Below are 25,397 nucleotides of genomic sequence, written 5' to 3'. Positions count from 1 at the left end.
AGGCGAGCCTATCCAGTCGCCCGTGGCTCGCGTTCACCCCGCTGCCGCCGCATAGCCCCACGAGCGCGCGCCGCGCCGGCGGGAGACGGCGAAGAGCGAACCGAGATAGCCCAGCGCCCCGAAGATGATGAGCGCGGCGGCGGCACCCGCGACTCCCCCTCCACCGGCGCCGGAGACGATCTGCTGCATCCCCTGCACCGCCCAGCCCAGCGGAAGGAACGGGCTGAGCAGTTGGTAGGGCTCCGCGAGGATCTGCACGGGGTAGATGCCGCCGGCACTGGTCAGCTGCAGCACGACGAGCAGCAGCGAGATGACGATGCCCACCCTGCCGAAGGCCGTCGTGAGGAACTGGTGAACGGCGGCGAAGACGAGAGCGCAGAGCGCCGCGAACGACAGGGTGGCCGGCAGCAGGTTCCAGGCCACGCCCAGAGTCGTGTGCAGCAGGGCGACCACGAGCACCGCCTGCACGAGCCCGATCGCCGCCGACCGCGCGAACACCCGGGTCACCAGGCGCGGCGTCGAGGCCGTGCTCTGCAGTGCCAGTCGGCTGAGTGGACGCAGCAGTAGGAACACGGCGAGCGCTCCGATCCAGAGGCCGACCGGAACGAAGATCATCCCGATCACTGCGCCGATGGAGTTGATCGGGTTCTCGCGCTGACTCGTGACGGCGACGGGATCGGAGACGACCTTCGCGGTCTTGTCCGCGTCGATGTCGCCCAAGGCGGATGCCGCGCCGGCCCCCGTTGTGAGCCCGGTCGCGAGAGAGCTCGCTCCCCCGGCGAGTTGGTGCGCGCCGCTCGCCGACGCCGCGACGCCGCTCGAGAGCGTTCCGAGTCCCGTGGCCAGGTCGCCGACTCCGGAGGAGAGGTTCGCGGTTCCGGAACGCAGGGCATCCGAACCGGACGAGAGCGCTGAGGCGCCGGAGGCCAGCTGGCCGATCCCACCCTGCAGACCCGACACGGCGCTTCCGGTCTGCTGCGCGAGCGTCGAACCGCCCGCGGCGAGTTGGTCCAGCCCGGTGCCGAAGGCCTGCACCTGCTCGACGAGCGGCTCGGTACCCGGCAGGTTTCCGAGAGCGCCGGTGAGGGCGCTCGAGAGCTGGTCGTAGCCCGCCGCGGCCTCGCCGACCTTGCCCACGTAGGTACTCGTGCCCTCACTCAAGGCCGTCAGCCCGGATGCCTGCTGGTTCAGGGCGCCGACGCCCGACGCGAGCGAGTCCACCCCGTCGGTGTAGCGGTCGACCCCGGTCGAGAGCGCGGCGGCTCCGTCGGCGGCCTGGCTCGCCCCGGATGCCGCCGATGCGGCTCCTGTGGCGAGTTGGTCGAGTCCGGTGGCCAGGCCCGATACGCCCGAGGAGACCTGGGTGGCGCCGTCAGCGGCCGACGAGAGCGAGGTGCCCATGCCGGCGAGGTTGGCGTAGAAGCCGCTCAGGTACTGCTCGGTGATGGCGCGGCCGAAGGCGGCCGACATGGCGTCCCCCACCGACTGGGCGAGCGAGCCGGCCAGGTAGGAATGGGCGTCATCGGTCTGGATGCGCAGGTCGGCCTGGCTGGGACTGCTCGAGGAGATCGAGCTGATCGAGGCGGAGAAGTCCTTCGGGATGGTGAGCACCGCGTCGGCGGTACCCTCCTTCAGCGCCTTCTTGGCCTCAGCCGTGCTCGAGAGCTTCCACCCGAAGCCGGTGGAGTCGGGATGGGTCAGCTGGGTGACGAGCAGGCGTCCCGCGAGGATGTTCTGGGTACTGCCGTCGGCAGCGGTCTGCGTGACCATCTCGTCGTTGTTGACGATGAGTGCGGGGATCGTGTCGACCCGCTCGTCGGCGTTGGCGAGGCCACCCGTCACGACGCCGGCGACGGCGAGGGGAACGAGGATGACGCCGGCCACCATGAGGCCCCGTCGCCAGCGGCGTTGGCCGGGAGTGCGTGAGAAGAGTCGGGTCAGGCGGGTGCTCACTGCAGCACTCCCTTTCTCTCGGATGCGATCTGCGCCTCTGAGGCGATGTCGAGCGTGTGCACGCCGCGTCCGGCGAGCGTGGGAGGTGCGGGCAAGCGGCCTCCGGTGACGACGAGGGTTACCGCGGCCGGCAGGAGGGCGGCGATGACGGCGAGGGTCACGTCTTCGTCACCGGGTGCGATCTCGCCGAGTTCGACCACGAGCACTCCCGGGCGTTCCGAGAGGCCGGCCGCCACGAGAACGCCGGCCCGCGTCGCGGAGCTCAACGATGCGAGAGTCGCCTCGGCGGTGAGGTCGGCCGCATCCGCCACCGGCAGGGACCGCAGGCGGTCCAGCCAGAGGTTCGTCTGCCGTTCCGTGCCACCGACGTGGTACCAGGGCTGCGCGAAGTCGACGCGCTCGGCGATGACCTCCTCGACCGTGCGCCCTCCCGAGGCGGCCTCCCCGGCCGGCACGTCGACGAGGGCCACCGCGCCCAGCACCCTCGAACTCTCGGAGGGCAGCGGGGAACCGAGCACCTGCAACCGACCGCCCACGGGCGCCAGCCGTCCGGCGAGCGTGGCGGCCAGGACGCGGCGGTCAGCGCTCTCGCCCCGGATGACGAGCACCTCGCCTGCGCCGACTCTCAGGTCGACGGGCCCGATGCCGTCTTCTGGCAGGCCGAAGGAGGCGGCGTCCGCGCTGATCGCCGTCGTCTGGGAGCGGGCCCACGCCACGTCGTCGAGGTGGTGACGCAGGCCCTCGCCCTCGATGTCGACGTTCGGCAGGATGCGGGCGAGCCAACGCGGCAGCCACCATGCCGCGCGTCCCGCGAGCGCCATGGCCGCGGGAACCAGCGTCATGCGCACGAGGAAGGCATCGAAGGCGACTCCGACGGCCAGTGCCAGGGCGATGCCCTTGATGGCTCCGGAGCCTTCCGGCACGAACGCGAAGAAGACGAAGAACATGATCAGTGCGGCCGCGGTCACCACGCGTGCGGCGTGCTGGAAGCCATGAACGATCGCGCCGCGCGCGTCGCCGTGGCGCACGTACTCCTCGCGCATCCCCGAGACGAGGAAGACCTCGTAGTCCATGGCGAGGCCGAAGAGCACGGCCATCAGCAGGATCGGCAGGAAGCTGAGGATGGGTCCGGGGTGCTCGACGTGCAGCAGGTCGGCGAACCACCCCCACTGGAAGATGGCGACGCTGACGCCGATGGCGGCGAAGACGGAGAGCAGGAAGCCGACGGCGGCCTTGACGGGCACGAAGACGGAGCGGAACACCATCATCAGCAGCAGGATCGAGAGCCCGACGACGATGAGGGCGAAGGGCACCAGGGCGTTCGTCAGCCGGTTCGAGATGTCGATCACGACAGCCGTCTGTCCGGTGACCGCGATGGGCGTGTCGTACTTCTTCTCGATCGACGGGGCCAGGTCGCGGATGCTCTGCACCAGCTCCTTGGTCTCGGGCGCATCCGGAGCACTCTCGGGGATGACCTTGATGATCGCCGTGTCGACGGTCGGGTTGGGGATGCCGGGGCCGACGGACGCGACGTCGTCCACGCCCTTCAGCGTGTCGGCGATGCCTTTCAGGGCGGTGATCGGGTCGGTGCTCTGGGTGATGTCGACCTCGACGATGAGCGGGCCGTTGTAGCCCGGTCCGAACCCGTCGGAGAGCATCGTGTACGCCTGATAGGTCGTAGACGCCTCGGGCTGGCTGCCACCGGTGGGCAGGTTGAGGTCGAGGCTGAGAGCCGGGATCGAGAGGCCGCCGAGGATGCCGACGACGAGCACGACCGCGACGACGGGAGCCTTGAGAACGAGATTCACCCAGCGCCGGCCGAGCGTGGGTCGGGCGTCGTCCTGCGCGAGAGCCCTCCGCGCGGTGCGGCCGCCGGGCTTCGGCGCGAGCCGGCCCTTGGCGACGCCCATGACGGCGGGCAGCAGGGTGACCGCGGCGAGCATGGCGACGAGCACCGCGAAGGCGGCCGCCATGCCCATGACCGAGAGGAACGGGATGCCGACGACGAGCAATCCGAGCAGCGCGATGATCACCGTCAGGCCGGCGAAGATGACGGCGCTGCCCGCGGTGGCCACCGACGTGGCCGCCGACTCCTCGGCGCTCACCCCGCGGGCCAACTGGGTGCGGTGCCGCGACAGGATGAACAGGGCGTAGTCGATGCCGACGGCCAGTCCCAGCATGACGGCCAGCATGGGAGCGGTGCTCGAGACGCTCGCGAACGCCGAGACGATCGTGATGCCGCCGACAGCGACGCCGACGCCGACGAGGGCGGTGAGCAACGGCATCCCCGCGGCCAGCAGCGAGCCGAAGGCGATGAAGAGCACAACGGCGGCGAAGAGCACGCCGAGGCCCTCCGTGAGCGTGAGGCCGAAGGTCTCGTTCTGGAACACCTGTCCGCCGAAGGCCACATCGATCCCGGCATCCTCACCGGTCTTCGCCACGTCCTGGATGGCATCGAGGGTCTTCGTCGACACGTCGGTGGAGGCGTCGTCGAGCTGCACCTGGATGTAGGCGGTGCGGGCGTCCTTCGAGAGGGCGTCGCCGGCGTACTGGCTGAACGGATCGACCACCGAGGCGACACCGTCGACATCCTCGAGTTCGGACGCCATCTGCTGCACCGCGCTCTTACGGGCGCCGACGTCGAGGGCGTCGCCGTCGGCGGCGTGCATCACGACCTGCACGGCCGCGCCCGCGGTCTGCGGGAAGACGGCCGCGAGCTTGTCGATCGCCTGCTGCGATTCGGTGCCGGGGATGGCGTAGGACTCCTGCGTCTTGCCGCCAAGGGCGAAGCCTGCACCGAGCAGTCCGGCGATCAGCACCACCCAGGCGGCGATGACGAGCCAGGCGCGACGATACGCGAGATGTCCGATGCGGTAGAGCAGTGTGGCCAACGGTGGGTCCTAACGCCGAACGGGAACGGGAGCGAGCAGGTCGGAGACCACGCGCAGCAGCGCCGGACGCAGCTGCTCGACCGGCGGCAACTGCTCGCCGGTGTAGCCGGCGCCAGAGGTCAGGGTGAACGCCGCGCCGCCGAGGGCGACGCCGAACCGCAACTGGTCTTCGATGGTGGCCGCCGGCGGGCACATGGCAGAGGAGAGCTGCACGATCAGGGTGTTGGCCCGCGCGATCGTCGGCACGTCGACGAGGGACTGGCCCTGGTTGATGAAGGTGTGCACCTCTTGGCGGTAGGCCAGCAGGAAGTCCACGAACGACTCCACGAAGGCGAGCCGGGAGGCATCCGTCGCCGGGCTGGCGAGCCACAGCTGCAGGATGCGCTCGAGTTCGTCGATGGCCGGCGCGAGCACGGCGTCCAGCAGCGCCTCTTTCGAGGCGAAGTGGTAGAGCACGCTCGACTTCGAGTAACCCGCGATGTCGGCGATCTGTTGCAGCGAGGTGGCGGCGAAGCCGACGGCGGCGAACTGGTCGCGCGCGACGGCACGCAGCTCCGCGCTCGGTCTGGGGCGTGTCGAGAGGACCGGTGCTTCTGAGGTCACGAAGCCGAAGGTAGCTGACCGATCGGTCAGAGTCTGCACGCTCGGTCAGATTCGCAGCCACCTCCCAGTCACACCAAACGCAGAGGTCGTATCGGGTCGATCCGCTCGGCGCGCAAGCCCCTGCGTGAGTGCGCCGGGAACGCTAGCGTGGCACTGACGGAAGGCGACAGAATGCGCAAGTACCTCTTCAACGGAGCCATCATCAGCTCGATCATCGGCGGCTGGAACGCCATCCAGACCACGCGCAAGGGCCCGCGCGATTGGCGACTCGCGATCGGGTGGATCATCTGGGGGCTCAGCCTGGCCGTCGCGATCGGCACGGTGCGCAAGGATTCCGAGGAGCACGCGCTCAGCAGCGAGCACCCCAAGCGCAAGAAGTAGCCTCCGAGCGCGCCTGAGCAGGCCCTTTCCGGCGTGTCATCCGCGTGATTCCGCGGGTCGCACCCACACTGGGGATAGCATTCACGCGCTCGAGAAGGGGCTCACCATGTTTGGTCGACGGAGGCGGGACATCCCAGCTCAGCCTGCACCGACGCCCGCACCGGAATTGAACGCGGAGCAGGTCTTCGATCTGCTCAACAGCCGGCTCGCCGATCTCATCGGCACCTCGGGGCGCTGGACCCTCGTTCGCCGCACGGATGCCGACACCGACCAGATCTTCCACCAGATGTTGACCCATCAGATCGCGACCGAGCTCACGCACAGCCTGCTCGTGGAGCGCTCGAGCATCCGTGGCGAGGCGGCGCCCGAGCCGGCAGCCCTCTCGTGGATGCCGGAGCCGATCGCGGTGTGGGCAGACCACGACCTGCCGATCACGCTGGATCCCGAGCCCATCGGCGAGCTGCTCGACACCACGGACACGGACGAGCACCAGGTCGTTCCCGCGCGGCACGCGGCCGACTCCATGCGCCTGGTGGCGTAGCGTTCCGATGCAGCCGCCGGGGCGCTCGGCGACGCCGTTACAGAAATGACCGGCGAATCTTGTAACGGTTCCGCCGCGGGCATGCCCCCGGCTTTCCTAGGGTGAGAGGCACCGGCCGCTGACAGGGCGGCCCCCATCCTCCGGAGTCGGCCATGCCAACCACCTCCCGTTTCGGCGCCCGCGATCTCGCCCAGATCGCCGTCTTCGCCGCCCTCATCGCCGCGCTGACACTGCCGGGCGCGATCCCCGTGGGTGCCTTCGGCGTACCGATCACGCTCCAGACGCTGGGCGTCATGCTCGCCGGCGCCATCCTCGGTGCGCGCAACGGCACGCTCGCCGTGACGCTCTACGTCGCCCTGGGCCTGGCCGGCTTGCCCGTCTTCGCCGGGGGGACGGCCGGCCTCGGCGTACTCGTCGGGCCGACAGGGGGCTTCCTCGTCGGCTTCATTCCCGCGGCCTTCGTCATCGGCTGGCTGACCGAACGCATCCTCCCCCGCTACCCGCTCTGGGCCGGCCTGCTCGTGACCGCCCTCGGCGGCATCGTCGTGGACTACGCGATCGGCGTTCCCTGGATGGCGATCGTGCTCGGCATTCCGCTGTTCCCAGCGCTGCTCGGCATGCTGCCCTTCCTGCCGGGCGATCTCGTGAAGGTCATCGTGACCGCGCTCGTCGCGAAGGCGGTGCACCGCGCCCTGCCCCGGCTGGCGGGGCCCGACCGCGCATCCTCACGCCGCGCGACCCCCGCCGCCGAGCCCACGCCGGCGGCCGAGACCGCGTCCGCCTCCGCGTCGGACCCTCGCTGACACGTGCCGCAGATCCGCTTCGAGGGCGTCGGCCACCGCTTCGGCGATGAGGTCGTGCTGCGCGACGTCGACCTCGTCCTCACCGAGCACCGCATCGGCATCGTGGGTGCGAACGGCTCCGGGAAGTCCACGCTCGCACGCATGATCAACGGCCTCGTGCTGCCGAGTTCCGGCCGCGTTCTCGTCGACGGCATCGACGTCGCCCGCGATGCGCGCGCCGTGCGGCGTCAGGTCGGTTTCGTCTTCACCAATCCCGACACCCAGATCGTCATGCCGACCGTTCGCGAAGACGTGTCGTTCTCACTGCGCCGGCGCCGCCTCCCACCGGCCGAGAGCGCGGCACGCACAGATGCCGTCCTGTCCCGCTTCGGACTCTCCGCCCTCGCGGACCGGGCTGCTCATACACTCTCGGGCGGCCAGAAGCAGCTGCTGGCGCTGGCATCGGTGCTCGTGGCCGAACCGGCGATCGTGGTCGCCGACGAGCCGACGACGTTGCTCGACGCGCGCAATACGCGGGTGGTGGGAGAACACCTGGCGGCGCTCGAACAGCAGGTGATCGTCGTGACCCACCAACTCGAGCTCGTGGAGGACGCCGATCGGGTGATCGTCATCGACGGTGGACGTGTCGTCGCCGACGACGCCCCGGCCCGCGCGCTCGCGTTCTACCGGGACGTCGTGCGATGATCGCCGGCGCCGGCGGCGGCGGCGATTCGGTGATCCATCGCGCGCCGGCGGGCGCCAAGCTCGCCGCGCTCGCCGTGTCCGCAACGGTGATCGCCGTGGTGCGGCAGCCGTGGATGCTCGGGGTCGCACTCGTGCTCGTGCTCGCCCTCGTGATGCTCGCGCACATCCGGCCGCGGGTGCTGCTCGGCGGCATCGGCCCGGCACTGTGGTTGCTCGCGATCGCCATACCCCTCAACGCCCTGTTCTCCGGATGGGAGTCGGCGGCCCTGATGGGACTGCGGGTGATCAGCATCGTCGCCCTGGCGACCGTGTTCTCGCTCACGACGAGCGTGACCGCTGTCCTCGGCACGATCGGGGCTGTGCTGCGCCCGTTCCCGCGGGTGAATGCGGATCGCGTCGGACTGCTCGTCGCCCTCACGATCCGGTCACTGCCGTTGCTGACCGAGATCATCGGGGCGGCGCTCGAAGCCAGGCGCGCACGCGGAGTGGAGCGTTCGCTGCGCGCCCTCGCCGTGCCGGTCGTCGTGCGGACGCTGCGCACCGCCGACGAACTGGGCGATGCCCTGATCGCCCGGGGCGCCGACGACTGACACTCTGGCGGGTCGCGACGGAGGCGGTTAGCCTCGAAATCCGCAACCCTCGAGCAGACCATGACAGCATCCCCGCCTTCCTCCCGTCCGCGATCCTCACGCTGGGTGATCGTGGCGATGCTCGCAGCCATCATGCTCGCGGTTCTCGCCGGCGTTCTGCCCGCGGCCTCCCTCGCGGCGCCATCCTCGATCGCCAGCTCGCATTCCGAGGAGACCGCACGGTCGACGCGAGCCGCGAAGGCGGCGGCGGTGCGTGTGGGCTGGCTGCTGGCCTCCGCATCCAAGGAGTCGGCCGCGGCCGAGCGCTCGCTCACCGCGTCGGCCGGTCAGGGCTACCGGCAAGACGTGCGCGACTCGCTCGAGCTGGCCATCCTCGACGTCGACGCGCGCATCGGCGATGCCCGGCGGGCACTCGCTGACACGCGCCTCGGGCTGCCCTCCCTCGAAGCGCTCGGTGCATCACAACGGCAACTGGGCGTCGCCGTGTCGGCCTTGCGCGACGACATCGCGAAGCGGCAGCGCATCCGGGCACTCGTGAATGCACTCAGCACGCCCGACCTTCTCGCGCGGGTGCAGGCCGACGCCGGCATCGGCAACGGTGCGCCCGCCTCTGCCAGTGCGGGCGGCATCGACCACGAGGAGTACGTGTGGACCTCCGGCGGCCAAGCCGAGCTCGACGCCCGCCACGGGTCGGTCGACATGACCGCGGGCTACGGCCTGCCCTCCCTCGCCGAGCACTGGAGCACCGGCGGCCGCGACTTTCCCCGATGGGCCGGTGCGCGGGTGCACATCACGGGAAACGGGCTCGACGGCATCTACCTCGTCGAGGGCGTCGTGGCCTACCTCAACCAGCACACCGATAGTCCGGCGATGATCCCGCGCGGTTTCGACCTCGTCTACCAGACCTGCGTCAGCGGGGACTCGACCCGGATGCCCTATGTCGCCCTGACGCGCATCGGGTGAGACCGGCTCAGCCTCCCGCCGTTGCGCCGAGGTGGGCGTGCACCGCCGAGATGACCACCGACCCCTCGCCGACGGCGGAGGCGACACGCTTGACCGATCCCCGGCGCACATCGCCGACGGCGAAGAACCCGGGAACGGATGCTTCGAGCGGCGTCGGCGGCGCCTCGTGCGGCCACGCCCGGCGTCCACCTTCGCTGATGACCTCGCCGCCGGTGATCACGAAGCCCCACTGATCGCGCAAGACCTGCGGCGCCAGCCAATCCGTGTGCGGACGGGCGCCGATGGTGATGAAGAGCGCGTCGCTGGGCACCCAGTCGGCCTCACCGGTCTCAGGGTTCTCGAGCAGGATGGCGCCGAGCCGTGCCCCGGCGCCCCGGGCGTCGACGACCCGGGAGTGTGCACGGATGCGCACACCCATCGCCGCGAGTTCGTCGATGAGGTACTGCGACATGCTCTCGGCGAGCGAAGGGCCGCGCACGACGAGGGTGACCGAGTCCGCATACCGCGAGAGGTGCAGGGCGGCCTGGCCGGCCGAGTTGCCGCCACCGACCACGTGCACGGCCTTGCCCGCCTGGCCGCGGGCCTCGACCGAGGAGACCCCGTAGAACACCGTCGCGCCGACGAAGGGACGAAGACCCGGCACCGAGAGCCGCCGGTAGGAGACGCCGGTCGCGAGCACGACCGCGCGGGTGCGGACGACCTCATCGGGGTCGATGTGCAGGGCGAAGCCGTTCGGCTCCACGCTCATTCCGCTCACCCTTCGGGCATGGGCGAACTGCGCGCCGAAGACCCACGCCTGCTGGTAGGCGCGCTGCGCCAGTTCCGCCCCCGAGATGCCGTGCGAGAAGCCGAGGTAATTGCGGATGAGCGAGCTCGAGCCGGCCTGGCCGCCGATGGACTCCGCCTCCACGACGAGGGTCCGAAGTCCCTCCGACGCCGCGTAGACGGCCGCTGCGAGACCGCCGGGACCCGCGCCGACGATCGTCAGATCCACCGGCTCCTCCGGCAGGGCGGTCGTCAGCCCGTACGCGCGCGCGAGTTCCGCGTCGCCGGGGTCGGACAGCATCCGCCCGTCGGAGAGCCGTACGAGGGGAACGCCGGCGTAGGTCGAACCGGATGCCGCCAACAGGGCAACGCCTTCTGCAGAGCCCGGGTCGATGGTCTCGGCGGCCACACCGCCGCGGTTCAATCGCGCACGGATGACGTGGGTGCGCGCGGACTCGTCGTCGCCGATGATCGTGAAGCCGCTGTGGCGGGCGCCGACCGCGTTCTCCCACTCGTGCAGGAACTCGGTGACGGCCCGGTGGAAGGCCTCATCCGGCGATTGCCGCGGGCGTACGACGTAGTAGTCGATCTGGGCCTGCGACATCAGCTCGAACACCGCGTCGGCCGTCTCCCGATCGGCCCAGGCTCCCCAGCCGATGAGGAGCGCCCGCCGTACCTCGGGAAAGAGCCGGCGGGCATGCGCGAAGACGGACTCGTCGTCGACGGTGGCGTTCTCATCCGAGAGGATGAGCGCGACATGGCGGCCCTCGCTCGCGATCTCGCGCAGCGCGTTCACGGTGCCGGCCGCGTCGGGCCGGCAGAGGATCTCGTAGTCGGCGCCGTAGCGGCGCTGCAGCGTGTCGCCGACGGCATCCCTGGCGGCGGCGTCGGCGACACCCGCCAGAATCACCGGCTTGCCCGCGCCCTTCGGGGCCTCCACCATGGCTCCCCTCTCACGGCAGGTGCATTCCTGCGCCGAGCCTAGACCCCGGGACCGATCGGCGGAAAGGTTCGCCGCGGCTGTCGGGCAGGGCCGGGGCGCCCGCGGGTCTGGACAGGAGTGCGGAAGATGAACAGACTTCTCTCATGAACCCGGCTTACGGCCACATACGCACGCCGGATCAGCGCTTACGCGTCTTCGTCAGCTCGACGCTGCGCGAGCTCGCCTCCGAGCGACGCTCCGTGCGCAGCGCGATCGAGCGTCTGGCACTCGCTCCCGTGATGTTCGAGTTGGGCGCTCGCCCGCATCCGCCGCGCGACCTCTATCGTGCCTACCTCGAACAGAGCGACATCTTCGTGGGCATCTACGCCGAGCGCTACGGCTGGGTGGCACCCGGCGAGGAGGTCTCCGGACTCGAGGACGAGTACCTGCTCGTGCCGGCCATTCCGCTGCTGATCTACATCAAGGAGACCGAGAGCCGGGAGGAACGGCTGGTGCAGCTGCTCGCGCGCATCCGCTCCGATGACCGGGCGTCGTTCAAGTACTTCAGCACGTCGGAAGAACTCGGCGAACTGGTCACCAATGACCTCGCGACCCTGCTCGCGGAGCGTTTCGATCTCGCCCGGCACCCGAGCTCGGATCCGATCCCCGAACGATCGCCGAGCGTTCCCGCGCCCCTGACCCGCCTCATCGGGCGTGATGAGGAGGTGCACGACATCGCCGAACAGGTGGAGTCCGGGCCATCGCGGATGCTGACGCTCACGGGCCCGGGCGGCATCGGCAAGACGCGCCTCGCCATCGGAGTGGCCCGGGCGGTTTCCGATGCGTTCCCGGGCGGAGTCTTCTTCGTGGACCTCTCCCCCGTCCGGGATGCGAACCTCGTCATTCCGGCGATCGCGGCGAGCCTCGGTGTGCGTGATGCCGGCGACGGCACCCTGCGGGAGAAGCTCGTGACCGCGCTTCGGGATCGCCGGGTGCTGCTCGTGCTCGACAACGTCGAGCAGGTCGTCGAGGCCGCCCCCGATGTGCGGTCACTGCTCGCCGAGTCTCCGCTGACCAGCGTGCTGGCGACCAGTCGAACGCTGCTGCGCATCACCGGTGAGCGCACCATCGAAGTGGGCCCGCTGGCCGCGCCCGATCTCGGCGGCAATGTCACGGCCGCCGGAATCGCGGCGTCGCCCGCCGTCGCGCTCTTCGTCGAGCGCGCACGAGCCATGAAGCCCGACTTCGAGCTCACCGAGGAGAACGCCCTCGACGTCGCGCGCATCTGCGCAGCGCTGGAAGGTTCACCGCTCGCGATCGAACTTGCGGCCGCCCGCATCCGGGTGCTGCCTCCGGCGGCACTCATCGAACGGTTGGACCGCAGCCTTCCCGTGCTCGTGGGAGGCGCACGCGACCTGCCTCCTCGCCAGCGCGCCATCCGGTCGACGATCCAGTGGAGCACCGAACTGCTCGAACCGGCGGAGCGGGATCTGCTCTCTCGGCTCGGAGTCTTCGCCGGCGGATTCTCGCTGGATGCCGCGGAGGCGGTTGCCGAGAACCCCGACCAGACGCTCGACGCGCTGGCGGCCCTCATCGACGGCAGCCTCGTGCGCCAGCGCGATCGCGGCGAGCGCGCCACCTACGCCATCCTGCAGACCGTGCGCGAATACGCCCTGGAAGAGCTGGCTGCTGCGGGAACACTCGAGCAGGTGCGGGCCCGGCACGCGGAGTTCTTCCTGGGCCTCGCCGACGCCGCCGAGTTCGAACTCGAGGGAGCGACGCAGAACGAGTGGGTCGCACGCCTGAGCGAGGATCGCGACAACCTGCGCGCGGCCATCCGCTACTTCATCGAGACGGAACGCTGGGAGGAGGTCGCCCGTCTGGCCTGGGCGCTCTACGTGTTCTGGTGGGTGGGCGGCCAGCTCGGCGAGGTGCGCGGTTGGATGCAGGAGGTGCTCGATACCGGCGCCGCCCTGAGCGATCACGCCCGGGCGATCGCCCTGTACTTCTCGCGCGCCATCGCCTTCTGGCAGGACCCCGACGAGTGGCTCGTCCCCGGTCTCCGCGAGAGCGCCGAGCTCTTCCACGCCGTCGACGACAAGCCGGGTGAGGCGCTCGCGCTCGTCTCGCTGGCGCTCGCCCTGCTCACCGCACGGCAACCGGACGCCGAGGGGGCGGATGACGCCCTCGAGACCAGCCTGCGGCTGTTCCGGGAGGCGAAGGACCGCTGGGGCGAGGCTCTGGCGCTGGTGTCGCTCGGCAGGGTCGCACTGCTCCAGCAGAGGGTCAGCATGGCGCTCAACAGGTTCGATGAGTCGCTCGCGCTCGCCACCGCGCAGAACGACGCGCTCGGACAGACCATCGCCCTGCACCACCGGGGCTGGGCGGAGGTGCTCCTGGGCAACATCGCCACGGCCCGGGAGTGCTTCGACCGCAGCCTCTCACTGTCGGCCCGGATGGGCCACGACGAGGGCGTCGCCTACGGGCTCGAGGGGCTCACCGCCGTGGCCGCGGCCGGAGGCGATGTGCAACGCGCCGGCCGGTTGCTCGGTGCCTCGGAGATCGTGCGGGAGCGCAAAGGGCTCTACAACGCGCCGTCATTCTCGTTCCATCAGCCGGCGGTGGCGCAGATCCAGGCCTCGCCTGCGGCCGAGGCCTTCGAGGCGGATCGTCAGCTGGGCCGCGGACTCACGGTGGGCGACGCCGTCGCCTACGCACTGGAGGGGGCCGCATGAGCGATCGCATCCTCACCTATACGAGAGCCGTCGCCGTCATCGTCATCCCGTTCCTGGTCGCGGCGTCGTTCCTTCTCTACGTGCTGCCGGGTTCGACGGACCAGCTGTTCGCGTGGACGATCGCGCCACCGTTCACGGCGATGCTGCTCGCGTGCGCCTACCTGGGCGGCATCTGGTTCTTCCTGCAGGTGGTCGTACAGCGACGCTGGCACCGTGTGAAGCACGGCTTCCCCGCCGTCTTCGTCTTCGCCACGTTGCTCGGCATCGCCACCTTCCTGCACTGGGACCGCTTTCACTTCGGCCACATCTCGTTCATCACCTGGGTGACGCTGTACCTCACCACCCCGGTGCTCGCACTGCTCGTGCTCATCCTCAACTGGCGCGAGGACGACGGCCGCTTCGATGAACGCGACACCGCCATCCCGGTTCCCCTCAGGATCGTGCTGGCGCTCATCGGAGCGGGGTCGCTCATCACCGGCCTGACCCTCTTCATCGCGCCGGGCATCCTGATCGACGTCTGGGCGTGGCCCCTGACGCCACTCACCGCCAGGGTGGTCGGCGCCGTGGTGACCCTTCCTGGCATGGTCAACCTCTGGATGCTCGCCGAACCCCGCTGGAGCGCCTTCCGCTGGGTCTTCCAGGCGCAGTTGATCAGCCTCGGCTTCATGGCACTGGCCATCCTGATCTTCAGCCGCGACTTCATCTGGTCGCGCCCGGCCGCCTGGCTGTTCGTGATCGGGATCGCGGCATCCCTGCTCATCTACCTGGCGGTGTACGTGAGCCTGGACCGCGCGCGCATCCGCCGACCCGAACTCAGCGCTTCTTCGTCGCCGACCTGACGGCGACGACGCCGAGTGCCGCGGCCAGCAGCCACGGCCCCGCGACGATGAGCGGGTCGAGCCAGACGTGCTTCGTATCGGTGCGCCGCTGCCCGAACCGGGATGTGATCGGGTGATGCCTGAACTCGCCGAGCACTCCGGTCTCGGTGATCGGGTTGTCGGGCCGTGTGCTGAGCAGGCTGCGCAGATGGCTGGCGCCGGCATCGACGCGGTCCCCGGCGAGCAGCAGAAGCCAATGCGCGGCTCGGCCCTCGCTGAACCGGTCGTAGGCAAAGCGCCGTATCGCTCCCGAGAGCCCGTGCAACGGCTGCGCCGTGCCGAACACGGGAGTCAGCATGGCGTGCTCGATCGAACGCTCCCGGAGGAACGTCTCAGGCTGCCGATCGGGAAAGTCCCAGTGGGCGCCGGTGGGCAGGTGCTTCTCGCGGGGAACCGCGGGCCGGTCCCTGGGATCGGCATCCACGCCCCATCCGGGGATGCGGGCGCGAAGTTCCTCGCTCGAGGGATTCTCGTAGGGCTTGTCTGCGGTGTAAGGCAACGTCGTCTCCTTGCTCTTCGGCGACCGTCAGGCGGCGGCCGGAACGATCAGCGGCTTGATGCAGCCATCGAGCTTCGAGGAGAAGACGTGGTACGCCTCATCGATGTGCTCCAGGGGGAAGCGGTGCGTAACGATGTCGCTGGGCTTGAGGTAACCGTTCCGCACGTGCTCGAACAGCCGGGGCCATTGCCGCTTCACCGGTGCCTGATTCGTGTTGATGGTGAGGCCCTTGTTCATGGCGTCGCCGAACTTCACGGCGCTGAACATGGGACCGTACGCTCCCATCACCGAGATGGTGCCCGCCTTCCGCACGGAGTCGATCGCCCAGTTCAGTGCGATGGGCGAGCCGCCTTGGAGCTTGAACTTCGCACTCGTGACGTGCTGGATCAGGTTGCCATCGGCCTCCGCCCCGACCGCATCGATGGCGACATCGGCCCCGAGGTGTCCCGTGGTGCGCTTCATCTCCACCACGATGTCGTCGTACTCGGTGAAGTTGTAGGTCTCCGCGTGCGCGAATTCGCGGGCCTTCGCCAGGCGGTACTCCAGGTGATCGACCACGATCACGCGACCCGCACCCATGAGCCAGGCCGAGGCGGCTGCGTACAGCCCGACCGGTCCGGCGCCGAAGACAAGCACGGTGTCCCCCTCGACGATGTCGGCGAGTTGGGCTCCGAAGTATCCGGTGGAGCAGGCATCCGTCAGCAGCACCGCGTCTTCGTCAGCCATCCAGTCGGGGATGATCGCGGGGCCGACATCGGCGAACGGAACGCGCACGAACTGCGACTGGCCACCGTCGTAGCCGCCGCACGTGTGGGAGTAGCCGTAGATGCCGCCCACGGCGGTCGCGTTCGGATTCACGTTGTGGCACAGCGAGAAGAGGCCGCGCGAACAGAAGTAGCAGCTGCCGCAGAAGATGTTGAAGGGCACCATGACGCGATCGCCGCGCTTCAGGCTCTGCACCGAGGAGCCGACCTCTTCGACCACTCCGATGAACTCGTGCCCGAACGTATGGCCGATGCGGGTGTCGGGCATCATCCCGTGGTAGAGGTGTAGGTCTGAGCCGCAGATGGCGGCGAGAGTGACGCGCACGATGGCGTCATTCGGATGCTCGATCTTGGGAATGTCCTTCTCCTCGACCCGCACCTTGTACGGCCCGCGGTAGACCATCGCCTGCATGTCTTCTCCTGACTCGTCCCCTTCGTCAGTCTGAACGTCAGGCACGACGGCTTCGAGGGGCTTGACACCGGCATGCGGCGGCCGAAGGCACCTAGGTTCCTCCCGGACGGCTACCGCCGTCGCCCGGCCCGGCTGGCGCTCAGCTGAGTGCTTCGGGCAGGAAGCGCTCGACGAGGTCGGCCGCTGCCTCGAACCGGTAGCCGTGCAGGGTACCCAGACGCGAGATCGTGAGAGGTTCGCCGTCGGGGTCGCGCAGCTTCAGGGCGTTGATCATGAACGCCTCGTTGTGGTCGGCGACCGCATAGCTGGCGGGCGTGACACCGCGCATAAGCAACTCGGCGCGCACCCGCTCCGAGAGCTCGCTCGCCTCCGTGGCGGCCAGCGGCTGGTACGCGCCGTTGACGAACACGAAACCGGCCAGAGCCCACCCCGACGTCACCGCGAAGCGAGCGAGCCGCAGCATGTCGAGCGTTCCGAAACGGGGAATGGTGATGTCGATATCGACGTCTTCGAAGTCGTTCGGCGCAGCGGATGCCCTCGCCGGTTCGGCCTGCACCTGCGCATAGCCGGCGGTTCCGCCGATGATCGTCAGCTGGGCGGCCTGTTCCGCCTCCGCACCTTTTCCGAAGCGGTGGCGGCGGATCGCCCGCCCGGCGTCGCTCGCACCTCGCCGGTAGCCGGCGGCCGGCGTTGCGGCATCCAGATCGAGAGGCGGGTCGATGCCCGAGGCGACGCGCGCCGCTTCTTCCACGAGGTCGAGCGACGCGTCATCCACACGTTCATGATCGACCGGGATCCCGCTCCGGCGCTAGGTGCACTCGGCCCGAATCGACTCGCAGGTGTTGCTTGACCCTGACATCGTGTCAGGCTCCAGTGTGGTCTCCATCATGTACACCATCGGAGAATTCGCCGGAATCGGGCGGGTGAGCGTGCGAATGCTGCGTCACTACGACGCCATCGGACTGCTGCCTCCTGCCCACGTCGATGACCGCACGGGATACCGCCGCTACTCGAACGAGCAGATCCCGCGTCTGCTTCGCATCGTGGAGCTGCGCCGGCTCGACATCGGCCTGGATCGCGTCGCAGCGGTGCTCGCCGCGGATGACGAGGACAGCGCGCTCATAGCGCTGCTGCGTTCGCGTCGAGGCGAGATCGAGGCGGCCATCGTGGACGACACGGCATCGCTCGCCCGCATCGATCGGCGACTCCGACAATTGGAAGGAGAACCAGCCATGTCCACCAGTCCCGTCAGCTACCGTCCCATCGACCCGGTCACGGTGTACGCCGTCACCGGTGTCGCTCCCGGCATGGGTCCCGAGCACGTCGGACCCGTCGTCGGCCCACTCATCGAAGACCTCGACCGTGCCCTCGAGTCGGCCGGCCGGCCCATCATCCCTCCCGCCATCTTCTGGTACGAGACCGTAGAGGACGGCGAGGGGATGATCGTGCACGTCAGCCAGACAGCCGAGGCGCGTCCACGCACCGGCGAGGGCTACGAGGTCGTCGAGTTGCCGGCGACGTCGTTGTCGGCCACCATCCTGCACCGGGGCGACATGTCGGGCATCGGCGACACGTGGCTCGCCCTCGTGGAGCAGCTCGTCGCAGACGGCTACCGCATGACGGGCGCGAATCGCGAGGTGTACCTCAACGCTCCTGGCCACATTCCCGGACCCGATTGGGTGACCGAGCTCCAAGTGCCGGTCGAGGCGGTGTGAAACGTGCGGGGCGGCCGATCGGGGCCGCCCCGCACGGGTCAGGCACCCGGGTGGTGTCCGTGCAGCCAGGCCCAGATGGCGCGGAGTATCCCGAGCACGATCGACACGAAGGGCGGGTGGTGCTCCGCCGCCGCCTGAACGACCACGGTCACGTCCGCCGTCGCGGCCGGCCCGAACAGCCCGTGAGCACTCAGGGTTGCGGTGAAGGTGCCCGCTTCGGTCGGAGTTCCGGTGATGACCCCGTGCTGAAGGCTCAATCCCGGCGGCAGGCTGCCCCCGGTGACCTCCGATGAGGTCGTGTTGGCCAATGCGGGATCGAACGCGTAGTGCTCGCCCACGGTCGCCTGCGGCGCATCCGTCTCGCCGATGATCGCGCTGCGGAAGAACAGGAGCGTGGACTGCGAGCTGACGAGCAGCTCCAGCCCGTCGGGGCGATAGGCCACGTGGCTCGGCGCCCAGCCTTCGACCGAGAACTGGGAGAGCACCTGGCCGGAATCGGTATCGATCACATACGCGACCGGTGTCTGCTCGCCGACCGGATCCCAGCCGACGCTCGTGATCTCAGTACTGTCGGGTGAGAAGGCCGAGTCGGCCGGCCACTGCGGCACGGTCGGCGTTGAAATCGCGTGCAGGTCGGCAGGGTCGAGCAGGATCAATCCTCCCTGCATCCGATCCAGCAGCAGGCTTCCGTCGCGAGAGAGGGAGAGGTTGTAGGTCGATCCACCCGAGGCCTCGCCAATGACGGATGCACTCGCGATGTCGTACTTGACGATGCTCGCCGAGGTACCGACCTGCGCGACGTAGAGCGTTGCGCCGTCTGGGGAGACCGTGCCCGTCGTGGGAATGTCGGGGTGGCCCGGAGTGCCACCGCCGGGGATCGCGACGGATCCGACCGGCTGCAACGTGACCGGATCGTAGGAGTCGATCCCCGCCCCGTAGTCATTCAGCACGTAGACGTCTCCGCCTGCCGGGTTGACGACGAGATCAAGCGGATACGCGTCGACGTCGAAATGCTCGCTCGTGACGGCAAGGGTCGTCGTGTCGACGACGGCGAAGTATCCGCCGCCGAGGTTTCCGAACACGTACAGGAGGGAACCGTCGGCGCTCAACCTGACGAAGAGTGCCTGGTATCGAAGGTTGTCTTCACGACCGACTGCCAGGTTGAGTGTCGATGCCACGGAGTGGGTGGCGAGGTCGACGACGTCGACGCGTCCGTCCTCGTAGTGGCTCACGTAGGCCGTGGAACCGTCGGCGCTGACGGCGATGTCGGCCGCTCGGCCGGTGAGCGTCGTGCTCGCCGCTGGGGTGGTCGTCGCCGGGGCGGGCACGTCGGCATAGGCCGGCGGTACGACCGCGAGGGCCACCAGCAGGGCGCTGGCGGATGCGGCCGTGATCAGAGTGCGCTTCATCGAGCATTCTCTCTCATGATGACGAAGCCCCACACGGCCAAGTGCGGGCGTGATCACGACCGCAACGCGCGGGACGTTCGGATGTGTTCTCTTGCGATTCGGGTGCCGGCCGCAGCCGGTACAACGCGGACTCAGATGCCGCGCCGGGTGAGACAGGCTCACATTATCGCAGTCGCTCCGTCACTCGCCAGAGCGTTCGGCGGCAGCGTGGCCTGTCGCCTCGCCGGGCCCACCCGCAGCGGCGCCTCAGTAGTCTTGGCGAGCGTCTTTCTCGACGTCAAGCTTCGACTCGTCGTCGCCCCAAGCTGCAAGGGCGGAATCAAGCTGTCGACGCAGCCAAGCGGCATCCAACTCGCCCTCACTGGCGCGCTGAGCCAACTGCCGCGTGCGCTCGTCCGGTCCCCCGGTGAGATCCGACATCGTGCATCCCCTCTCCACGTGCGAGTCTGCCGCTCGAGAGGACCACGGCGCAACGGTCGACTCACGAGGCGCCATCCTCGCCGGGTTGTCGCGGCACAAACACTGTCATCGTGCGAGCGGGACTGGGAAGAAGAAGCGCTATTCAGGCGCGCTCCGTCGCGGGTCGCGGAACGACGACCCGGGTGCGTGCGTCGTCGGGGATCGTGACGTATGCGCGCTTCTTCTGCGGGTGCTGGTAGAACACGCGTCGCCCTCCGCGACCTTCGACCACCTTGGTCACCGCGAACCCGCCGCCTGCGCTCCAGAGCACGTCATTCACGGCCACCTCGCGGCCGGCGATGTATGTCGAGCTTTTCTCCATGACCACAGCATCGCAGCGACCACCGACACCCTGTGCCGACCGGCAGCCAAGCCCCGCTGCCATCATTGATGCATGAGCGAGTCACCGGTCGAGCGAAGAGTCCTGAGCACCTACGAGATCGATGGAGCTCCGAGCTTCGCCTACGTCGAGGTGCGCCGCATCACCATCGCACCGAACTTCCACGCCGGAGCGCATTGGCACAACGGCCCGGTCTTCGGCGTCATCGAATCAGGGTCCGCCTACTTCCAGGTGGGAACCGACGCTCACTCCGTGCTGCACCCCGGCGACACCTTCTACGAGCCGGGCAATGAGACGATCGCTCGCTTCGACGCCACCAGCGAGGGCGTCACCTTCCTTGCCTGGTTCCCCGTGCCGGCCGATACGGAACCGCAATTGACGATGGGCGCGCTTCTCGATCGGGGCTGACGGTCGCGCTGACAGTCGCACTGATCGCGCACAGGGATACTTGGCGGTAGAAACACCAGGTGGCGGATGCAGGGCGGCTGAGGCGGGAGTCATGTTCACCTGTCCGACGCTTGAGTGCTCAGCTGCGATCGGGCGAAACAGTCCCGAACGTGAAAAAGCCCCGAACCTGGCGAGAGGTTCGGGGCTTTCCGTGCACCCCCAGGGACTTGAACCCTGAACCCACTGATTAAGAGTCAGTTGCTCTGCCGATTGAGCTAGAGGTGCATTTTCGGCTCGGAATCTCTCCCGGGCCGAGGCTCAACATTAGCATCACCCTCGCGGTGACCGCCAATCGGGACAGCGTAAGCCCGGAGGCCGGGCGTGTCCTTCGATAGCCTGAAGCAGTGACCGCTGCCGACTCCCCCTCCGACCTGTCGCTCGCCCTGGCGTTGGCCGACACCGCCGATTCGCTCGCGCTCGACCGCTTCCGCGCGGCCGACCTCGTGATCTCGACGAAGCCCGACCGCACTCCCGTCACGGATGCCGACCAGGCTGTCGAGCGGGCCATCCGCGAGCAGCTCGCCCAGCATCGGCCGGGCGACGGGGTCTACGGCGAGGAGTTCGGGGTGGAGGGCAGTACCGACCGCCAGTGGATCATCGATCCGATCGATGGCACCGCCAACTTCCTGCGCGGCGTACCCGTCTGGGGAACTCTCATCGCCCTCGCCGTCGACGGGGAGCCGGTGCTCGGTGTAGCGAGTTGCCCTGCTCTCGGGCGACGCTGGTGGGCGAGCCGCGGACAGGGAGCGTGGACGTCGGCGTCCGGCGGCGAGCCCCGAGCCATCTCCGTCTCAGCGGTCGGCGCCCTCTCCGACGCTTCGCTGAGCTTCCAGAGCATTGCGCAGTGGAGGGAAGCCGGCTACCTGCAGCCCCTGCTCGCGCTGGCGGAACAGGTCTGGCGCGACCGGGCGTACGGCGACCTATGGTCGTACATGCTGCTCGCGGAGGGATTGGTCGACGCCGTCGGCGAATTCGGCGTGCAGCGCTACGACGTCGCCGCCCTCATTCCCATCGTCGAAGAGGCCGGCGGCCGCTGGAGCGACCTCCGCGGCGGTCGGGACCTCGACGCAGGCAGTTCCTTCGCCAGCAACGGCATTCTTCACGACGCCGTTCTGGAGGCGCTCGCGCTCGAGTGATCAACCGGGGGTTCCCCCGAAAGAGGGTGCGTCGTAGCATTCAGGTTGGGGGACGTGCTCGCCGCGAGTCGGGGTACACGCCCCTTTCGCTGTCCACGTGAAAGGCCGTGCTCCATGTCGCTCTCCCCCTTCTCGCGCCGCAGCATCGCCTCGTCGGTGCTCGGTGGCGTTCTCGTCGTCGGCCTGAGCCTCAGTGGCGCCGGAACCGCTGATGCGACGGTGCTCGATTCTGGCAACGACACCGCGAACGACGCGGCGCTGACCCCGCGCACGCAGTTCACGATGGCTCCTGATGGCTCGAGCGGCGCGACCCAGGGCGGGGAGAGCATTCCCAACATCGACTCGGTGAAGAAGACCATCGCTACCTACTACGGCGATCCGGGAACGGGCATCGCCGATAAGCAGCACTCCCCCTACATCAGCGAGATGGCCGGCATCCTCTCGACGGCGAAGGCACGCCTGCAGCCCGAATACGCCGCGGCGATCGCCGCCGGGGAGAAGCCCGCCATCGTGCTCGATGCCGACGACACGATGCTGTGGACCTACGACATGGAAGTCGCCGACATGCACTTCACCTTCGACCCCGCCGAGCAGGATGTCTGGGTGCAGGACGAGCGCTTCCCGGCCACTCCCGGCATGGTCGGGTTCGTGCAGGCTGCGGAAGCGATCGGCTACACCGTCTTCGGGTTGACCGGCCGCAACGCCGACCAGGAGCCGGCGACCCTCGGCAACCTCGACAAGGTCGGCTACACCGGATTCGACGCCGAGAACTTCTACACGAAGTGGACGGGAACCGGCGCCTCCCAGCAGCCCGACTACATCAGCTGCGCCACGCCGAAGTGCACGACGGTGGAGTACAAGGCGGGCACGCGCAAGCACATCGAGAACGACCTCGGCTACACCATCACCCTCAACGTGGGCGATCAGTTCTCCGACCTCCAGGGCGGATACGCGAACGCGAGCCTGAAGCTTCCGAACCCCACCTACTACCTGCCCTCCGCGAACCTGCCGGGCGTGGATGAGCCGCAACTGGCGCCGCGGACGCACTTCACCATGGCACCCGACGGCTCCAGCGGCGCGACCGAGGGCGGCGAAGGCATCCCGAACATCGACTCCGTCAAGAAGACCATCGCGACCTATTACGGCGACACGGGCGACGGTACGTCCAACAAGACCGATTCCCCCTACATCAGCGAGATGCGGCGCATCGCCGCCAGGACGCTGCCGAAGATCGCCCTCGGATGCGTGCTCGGCAAGCTGCTGCACAAGAATCCCGCGGTCGTCCTCGACGCCGACGACACCACGCTCTGGACCTACGACATGGAAGTCGCCGACATGCACTTCACGTTCGACCCTGCCGAACAGGATGTCTGGGTTCAGCAGCAGCGCTTCCCCGCGACTCCGACGATGGTTCCAGTGGCAACGCTCCTGCACAAGGCCGGCTGCACGCTGATCGGCCTGACGGGTCGAAACGACAACCAGAAGGCGGCGACCATCGGGAATCTGCGGAAGGTGGGCTACACCGGCTTCACCGAGCGGAACTACTACACCAAGTGGACGGGCACCGGTGCCTCGCAGCAGCCGGACTACGTCACCTGCGTGACGGCGAAGTGCACGACGATCGAGTACAAGTCGCAGACGCGCGCCCACGTCGAGAGCCCGGCCGGTGGCGGCTACCGCATCATCGCCAACTACGGCGACCAGTTCAGCGACCTGATCGGCGGGCACGCCGACATCGACGTGAAGCTGCCGAACCCGACCTACTACCTCCCCTGAGGGTGCCGTGACCGCACACGCCCCGACTCCCGCGCAACTCGACCGCTTCGGCGCCGCCCTGAAGCTGCGTCGAGGAGCCATGGTGTCGGAACTCGCCCGGCTCGACGGGTCGATGCTCACTGTCCGGGAGTCACGGGGAGACGGTGTCGCCGACGACGAGCACGACCCAGAGGGCCCGACGATGTCGTCCGAATGGTCTCGCCTGACCGGAACGCGGGAAGCACTCGAGCGCGATCTGGCCGCGGTCGAGCGCTCACTGACGCGACTGGGAGAGGGACGCTACGGGTTCTGCGCGCGGTGCGGCAAACGCATCAGCACCGCCCGACTGGAAGCACGACCCGAGGCGGAACTCTGCATCGACTGCGCCTCGGCCGCCGAGCAGGGCTGAGCGCGCCCCGTCGAGGATCCGACGAGACCGTCGGCCTCCCTGTCATGGGAATGCACGAAGGCCGCGCATCCGTTCGGATGCGCGGCCTTCGCAGGAGCGGGGGCTCAGGAGCGCTTGGCGATCGCCCGTGCGATGAAGACGAGACCACCCACAGCGGCGACCGCAACGGCGATGACCTTGCCGGGGTTGCGGCGATACTCCGCCTCGGCCTTGGCGCTCAGCTGCGAGGCGGTCTTCGTGACGGCGTCTGCCAGGTCGGCGCTGCCCTGCTTGAGGGTGTCGATGACCTCGTTGGCCGTGGTCTTCGCGTCGGCCCCGGTGTCGTCGGTGAGCGACGCTGCGGCATCCTGCAGGTGCTCGCCCGCAGAGGTCGCCTTCTCGGCGACGCCTTGCGCGAAGGTGCCGACGGCTTCGGCACCGTCTTGCGCGGCCTCACCGAGGTGAGCGGTGGCGTCATCGACGGGCGTCGGGTCCTGCCCAGCGGTGTCGGGGGCCTCGACGTCGACCAGCAGGTCGTCGCTGGTCTCGATCGGATCGTTGTTCTGGCCGGAGTTGGTCGTGTCCGTCATGTCAATGTCCTCCTGATACGGCGCGCAGGGCGCGCTTCTCTGCCGACTTCGCGATCTTCGCGGCGTCCTGGTTGGCCTTCTTGCGGGCCTTCTTGACCCGCGGGTCGTTCCACAGGGCGTCAAGCGAGGCGCGGATGTCGCGGTAGCGGCCACGCCCGGCTTTCGCCCCGTACGTGTACGCCACGAATCCGACCGTGGTGACGAGGAGCAGTATGAAGAATCTGCGCATGGTCTCCCCCTTCGAGTTGAGAGAACCGACACTACGGGCCGCCGACGCTCGACGTAAGGGGTCGCGCACCTCGGCCACATGCGATATAACGCGAGTTCCGCCGGACCGAACTCAACCGCGTGTGACAGTGGCCGATGGTGGAGATGCCGGGAATTGAACCCGGGTCCACTGCTGAGATTCCGCGCCTTCTACGGGCGTAGCCTACGAAAGCGTTCTGCTCGGCTCCCTCCTTTGCCGTAGGCCTCTAGGAGGACGAGCCCAGCCCGAGTTCAAGTCCCGCGTGACGCTCAGACATCAGCACGCAGCAAGTCCTCTAGATGACGCCAGGGTCCGGGGCGAGAACAAACCCGGTCTGACGGACTTTTAGGGCTCTACTGCTTACGCAGCGAGAGCGAAGTCAGTGCGCTTGGAATTGGCACTTGTGTTTTGCAGAGATCGTTTACGAGATAACCCTGCATCCTCGGCCCGCTTCTCACAGTCTCACAGGCAATGTCGAAACCGATCATCCCCGCGAACACTTCAGGTGCTGAAATGGGCCACTGTCA

25 protein-coding genes, 1 tRNA gene and 1 other RNA gene are annotated in these 25,397 nt (G+C 68.6%); 13 read left to right on the top strand and 14 right to left on the bottom strand.

Features of this window, described 5'->3' with window-relative positions:
- Positions 1 to 33: 33 nt before the first annotated feature.
- From WDJ51_RS10010 to WDJ51_RS10000, 3 genes are read right to left on the bottom strand one after another with little or no spacing between them, the layout of a single operon-like run.
- A complete protein-coding gene (locus WDJ51_RS10010) occupies positions 34 to 1,953 on the bottom strand; it encodes a YhgE/Pip domain-containing protein (RefSeq protein ID WP_337852310.1) in 1,920 nt (639 codons plus the stop codon).
- Positions 1,950 to 4,844: an MMPL family transporter gene (locus WDJ51_RS10005; protein WP_337852309.1), complete on the bottom strand. Its 2,895-nt coding sequence runs from the start codon at positions 4,842 to 4,844 to the stop codon at positions 1,950 to 1,952. The genes WDJ51_RS10010 and WDJ51_RS10005 overlap by 4 nt, the downstream gene beginning before the upstream one ends.
- A gap of 9 nt (positions 4,845 to 4,853) precedes the next feature.
- Entirely contained in the window at positions 4,854 to 5,447 is a 594-nt protein-coding gene (locus WDJ51_RS10000; RefSeq protein WP_337852308.1) for a TetR/AcrR family transcriptional regulator, read from the bottom strand.
- A gap of 171 nt (positions 5,448 to 5,618) precedes the next feature.
- On the opposite strand from WDJ51_RS10000, the gene WDJ51_RS09995 reads away from it, so the two are divergent.
- The 6 genes from WDJ51_RS09995 (at position 5,619) to WDJ51_RS09970 (ending at position 9,409) form a co-directional block, all read left to right on the top strand.
- A complete protein-coding gene (locus WDJ51_RS09995; protein ID WP_337852307.1) occupies positions 5,619 to 5,828 on the top strand; it encodes a hypothetical protein in 210 nt (69 codons plus the stop codon).
- A 166-nt stretch (positions 5,829 to 5,994) separates the two neighbouring features.
- The gene (locus tag WDJ51_RS09990) at positions 5,995 to 6,369 is read left to right on the top strand and encodes a hypothetical protein (RefSeq protein ID WP_337852306.1); all 375 of its coding nucleotides are present in this window, start codon (positions 5,995 to 5,997) and stop codon (positions 6,367 to 6,369) included.
- Between the two features lie 152 nt (positions 6,370 to 6,521).
- Positions 6,522 to 7,172: a biotin transporter BioY gene (locus tag WDJ51_RS09985; RefSeq protein ID WP_337852305.1), complete on the top strand. Its 651-nt coding sequence runs from the start codon at positions 6,522 to 6,524 to the stop codon at positions 7,170 to 7,172.
- Between the two features lie 3 nt (positions 7,173 to 7,175).
- Positions 7,176 to 7,856, top strand: a complete 681-nt coding sequence (locus WDJ51_RS09980; RefSeq protein WP_443218479.1) for an energy-coupling factor ABC transporter ATP-binding protein — start codon at positions 7,176 to 7,178, stop codon at positions 7,854 to 7,856.
- Positions 7,853 to 8,446 (top strand): energy-coupling factor transporter transmembrane component T family protein, encoded by a 594-nt coding sequence (locus WDJ51_RS09975; RefSeq protein ID WP_337852304.1) that lies wholly within the window; start codon positions 7,853 to 7,855, stop codon positions 8,444 to 8,446. The genes WDJ51_RS09980 and WDJ51_RS09975 overlap by 4 nt, the downstream gene beginning before the upstream one ends.
- 111 nt (positions 8,447 to 8,557) lie before the next feature.
- On the top strand, positions 8,558 to 9,409 hold the full coding sequence (locus WDJ51_RS09970) for a hypothetical protein (RefSeq protein ID WP_337852303.1): 852 nt from the start codon (positions 8,558 to 8,560) through the stop codon (positions 9,407 to 9,409).
- Between the two features lie 7 nt (positions 9,410 to 9,416).
- On the opposite strand, the gene WDJ51_RS09965 is transcribed toward WDJ51_RS09970, so the two are convergent.
- Positions 9,417 to 11,117 carry an FAD-dependent oxidoreductase gene (locus tag WDJ51_RS09965; RefSeq protein ID WP_337852302.1) on the bottom strand — a complete coding sequence of 567 codons (1,701 nt, stop codon included), beginning with the start codon at positions 11,115 to 11,117 and terminating at the stop codon, positions 9,417 to 9,419.
- A 143-nt stretch (positions 11,118 to 11,260) separates the two neighbouring features.
- Here WDJ51_RS09965 and WDJ51_RS09960 point away from each other — a divergent pair, with 143 nt between their 5' ends.
- Together WDJ51_RS09960 and WDJ51_RS09955 are read left to right on the top strand one after the other, a co-directional pair.
- Positions 11,261 to 13,831: an ATP-binding protein gene (locus tag WDJ51_RS09960; RefSeq protein WP_337852301.1), complete on the top strand. Its 2,571-nt coding sequence runs from the start codon at positions 11,261 to 11,263 to the stop codon at positions 13,829 to 13,831.
- The gene (locus WDJ51_RS09955; protein WP_337852300.1) at positions 13,828 to 14,670 is read left to right on the top strand and encodes a hypothetical protein; all 843 of its coding nucleotides are present in this window, start codon (positions 13,828 to 13,830) and stop codon (positions 14,668 to 14,670) included. The genes WDJ51_RS09960 and WDJ51_RS09955 overlap by 4 nt, the downstream gene beginning before the upstream one ends.
- Here the strand turns inward: WDJ51_RS09955 and WDJ51_RS09950 are convergent.
- The 3 genes from WDJ51_RS09950 to WDJ51_RS09940 form a co-directional block, all read right to left on the bottom strand.
- Positions 14,645 to 15,208 (bottom strand): hypothetical protein, encoded by a 564-nt coding sequence (locus tag WDJ51_RS09950; RefSeq protein ID WP_337852299.1) that lies wholly within the window; start codon positions 15,206 to 15,208, stop codon positions 14,645 to 14,647. The two genes, WDJ51_RS09955 and WDJ51_RS09950, sit on opposite strands and share 26 nt — an antisense overlap.
- Positions 15,209 to 15,235: 27 nt before the next feature.
- A complete protein-coding gene (locus tag WDJ51_RS09945) occupies positions 15,236 to 16,384 on the bottom strand; it encodes a zinc-dependent alcohol dehydrogenase (RefSeq protein ID WP_337852316.1) in 1,149 nt (382 codons plus the stop codon).
- Positions 16,385 to 16,523: 139 nt separating this feature from the next.
- Positions 16,524 to 17,159 (bottom strand): hypothetical protein, encoded by a 636-nt coding sequence (locus WDJ51_RS09940; protein ID WP_337852298.1) that lies wholly within the window; start codon positions 17,157 to 17,159, stop codon positions 16,524 to 16,526.
- Positions 17,160 to 17,244: 85 nt separating this feature from the next.
- Here WDJ51_RS09940 and WDJ51_RS09935 point away from each other — a divergent pair, with 85 nt between their 5' ends.
- A complete protein-coding gene (locus WDJ51_RS09935; protein ID WP_337852297.1) occupies positions 17,245 to 18,099 on the top strand; it encodes a MerR family transcriptional regulator in 855 nt (284 codons plus the stop codon).
- 38 nt (positions 18,100 to 18,137) lie between these two features.
- On the opposite strand, the gene WDJ51_RS09930 is transcribed toward WDJ51_RS09935, so the two are convergent.
- From WDJ51_RS09930 to WDJ51_RS09920, 3 genes are all read right to left on the bottom strand, one after another.
- Positions 18,138 to 19,508, bottom strand: coding sequence for a putative Ig domain-containing protein (locus tag WDJ51_RS09930; RefSeq protein ID WP_337852296.1), 1,371 nt, complete (start codon positions 19,506 to 19,508; stop codon positions 18,138 to 18,140).
- Between the two features lie 246 nt (positions 19,509 to 19,754).
- Positions 19,755 to 19,928, bottom strand: a complete 174-nt coding sequence (locus WDJ51_RS09925) for a hypothetical protein (protein ID WP_337852295.1) — start codon at positions 19,926 to 19,928, stop codon at positions 19,755 to 19,757.
- A 142-nt stretch (positions 19,929 to 20,070) separates the two neighbouring features.
- On the bottom strand, positions 20,071 to 20,289 hold the full coding sequence (locus WDJ51_RS09920; protein WP_337852294.1) for a hypothetical protein: 219 nt from the start codon (positions 20,287 to 20,289) through the stop codon (positions 20,071 to 20,073).
- A gap of 72 nt (positions 20,290 to 20,361) precedes the next feature.
- Here WDJ51_RS09920 and WDJ51_RS09915 point away from each other — a divergent pair, with 72 nt between their 5' ends.
- Positions 20,362 to 20,715, top strand: coding sequence for a cupin domain-containing protein (locus WDJ51_RS09915; RefSeq protein ID WP_337852293.1), 354 nt, complete (start codon positions 20,362 to 20,364; stop codon positions 20,713 to 20,715).
- 191 nt (positions 20,716 to 20,906) lie between these two features.
- Here WDJ51_RS09915 and WDJ51_RS09910 read toward each other — a convergent pair.
- Positions 20,907 to 20,979 (bottom strand) — tRNA-Lys (locus WDJ51_RS09910).
- A 119-nt stretch (positions 20,980 to 21,098) separates the two neighbouring features.
- On the opposite strand from WDJ51_RS09910, the gene WDJ51_RS09905 reads away from it, so the two are divergent.
- The 3 genes from WDJ51_RS09905 (at position 21,099) to WDJ51_RS09895 (ending at position 24,054) form a co-directional block, all read left to right on the top strand.
- On the top strand, positions 21,099 to 21,890 hold the full coding sequence (locus WDJ51_RS09905; RefSeq protein WP_337852292.1) for an inositol monophosphatase family protein: 792 nt from the start codon (positions 21,099 to 21,101) through the stop codon (positions 21,888 to 21,890).
- A 114-nt stretch (positions 21,891 to 22,004) separates the two neighbouring features.
- Complete coding sequence (locus tag WDJ51_RS09900) at positions 22,005 to 23,666, top strand: HAD family acid phosphatase (protein ID WP_337852291.1); 1,662 nt, start codon at positions 22,005 to 22,007, stop codon at positions 23,664 to 23,666.
- A gap of 7 nt (positions 23,667 to 23,673) precedes the next feature.
- Positions 23,674 to 24,054: a TraR/DksA family transcriptional regulator gene (locus tag WDJ51_RS09895; RefSeq protein ID WP_337852290.1), complete on the top strand. Its 381-nt coding sequence runs from the start codon at positions 23,674 to 23,676 to the stop codon at positions 24,052 to 24,054.
- Positions 24,055 to 24,158: 104 nt separating this feature from the next.
- Here WDJ51_RS09895 and WDJ51_RS09890 read toward each other — a convergent pair whose 3' ends face one another.
- From WDJ51_RS09890 to ssrA, 3 genes are all read right to left on the bottom strand, one after another.
- On the bottom strand, positions 24,159 to 24,623 hold the full coding sequence (locus WDJ51_RS09890; protein WP_337852289.1) for a hypothetical protein: 465 nt from the start codon (positions 24,621 to 24,623) through the stop codon (positions 24,159 to 24,161).
- 1 nt (position 24,624) lies between these two features.
- Positions 24,625 to 24,852, bottom strand: a complete 228-nt coding sequence (locus WDJ51_RS09885) for a hypothetical protein (protein ID WP_337852288.1) — start codon at positions 24,850 to 24,852, stop codon at positions 24,625 to 24,627.
- A gap of 135 nt (positions 24,853 to 24,987) precedes the next feature.
- Positions 24,988 to 25,362, bottom strand: a transfer-messenger RNA (tmRNA) gene (gene ssrA, locus WDJ51_RS09880).
- Between the last annotated feature and the right edge of the window lie 35 nt (positions 25,363 to 25,397).

This window comes from Rathayibacter sp. YIM 133350, from assembly GCF_037404875.1.
Taxonomy (GTDB): Bacteria; Actinomycetota; Actinomycetes; order Actinomycetales; family Microbacteriaceae; genus Orlajensenia.
This window is presented reverse-complemented; position numbering and strand designations above follow the sequence as displayed.

Bases quoted from the DNA above. Each gene is read 5' to 3' on its own strand.
- WDJ51_RS09995 (WP_337852307.1), top strand. From the start codon at position 5,619: ATGCGCAAGTACCTCTTCAACGGAGCCATCATCAGCTCGATCATCGGC.
- WDJ51_RS09985 (WP_337852305.1), top strand. From the start codon at position 6,522: ATGCCAACCACCTCCCGTTTCGGCGCCCGCGATCTCGCCCAGATCGCC.
- WDJ51_RS09975 (WP_337852304.1), top strand. From the start codon at position 7,853: ATGATCGCCGGCGCCGGCGGCGGCGGCGATTCGGTGATCCATCGCGCG.
- WDJ51_RS09965 (WP_337852302.1), bottom strand. From the start codon at position 11,117: ATGGTGGAGGCCCCGAAGGGCGCGGGCAAGCCGGTGATTCTGGCGGGT.
- WDJ51_RS09960 (WP_337852301.1), top strand. From the start codon at position 11,261: ATGAACCCGGCTTACGGCCACATACGCACGCCGGATCAGCGCTTACGC.
- WDJ51_RS09955 (WP_337852300.1), top strand. From the start codon at position 13,828: ATGAGCGATCGCATCCTCACCTATACGAGAGCCGTCGCCGTCATCGTC.
- WDJ51_RS09945 (WP_337852316.1), bottom strand. From the start codon at position 16,384: ATGCAGGCGATGGTCTACCGCGGGCCGTACAAGGTGCGGGTCGAGGAG.
- WDJ51_RS09930 (WP_337852296.1), bottom strand. From the start codon at position 19,508: ATGAAGCGCACTCTGATCACGGCCGCATCCGCCAGCGCCCTGCTGGTG.
- WDJ51_RS09925 (WP_337852295.1), bottom strand. From the start codon at position 19,928: ATGTCGGATCTCACCGGGGGACCGGACGAGCGCACGCGGCAGTTGGCT.
- WDJ51_RS09920 (WP_337852294.1), bottom strand. From the start codon at position 20,289: ATGGAGAAAAGCTCGACATACATCGCCGGCCGCGAGGTGGCCGTGAAT.
- WDJ51_RS09915 (WP_337852293.1), top strand. From the start codon at position 20,362: ATGAGCGAGTCACCGGTCGAGCGAAGAGTCCTGAGCACCTACGAGATC.
- WDJ51_RS09900 (WP_337852291.1), top strand. From the start codon at position 22,005: ATGTCGCTCTCCCCCTTCTCGCGCCGCAGCATCGCCTCGTCGGTGCTC.
- WDJ51_RS09890 (WP_337852289.1), bottom strand. From the start codon at position 24,623: ATGACGGACACGACCAACTCCGGCCAGAACAACGATCCGATCGAGACC.
- WDJ51_RS09885 (WP_337852288.1), bottom strand. From the start codon at position 24,852: ATGCGCAGATTCTTCATACTGCTCCTCGTCACCACGGTCGGATTCGTG.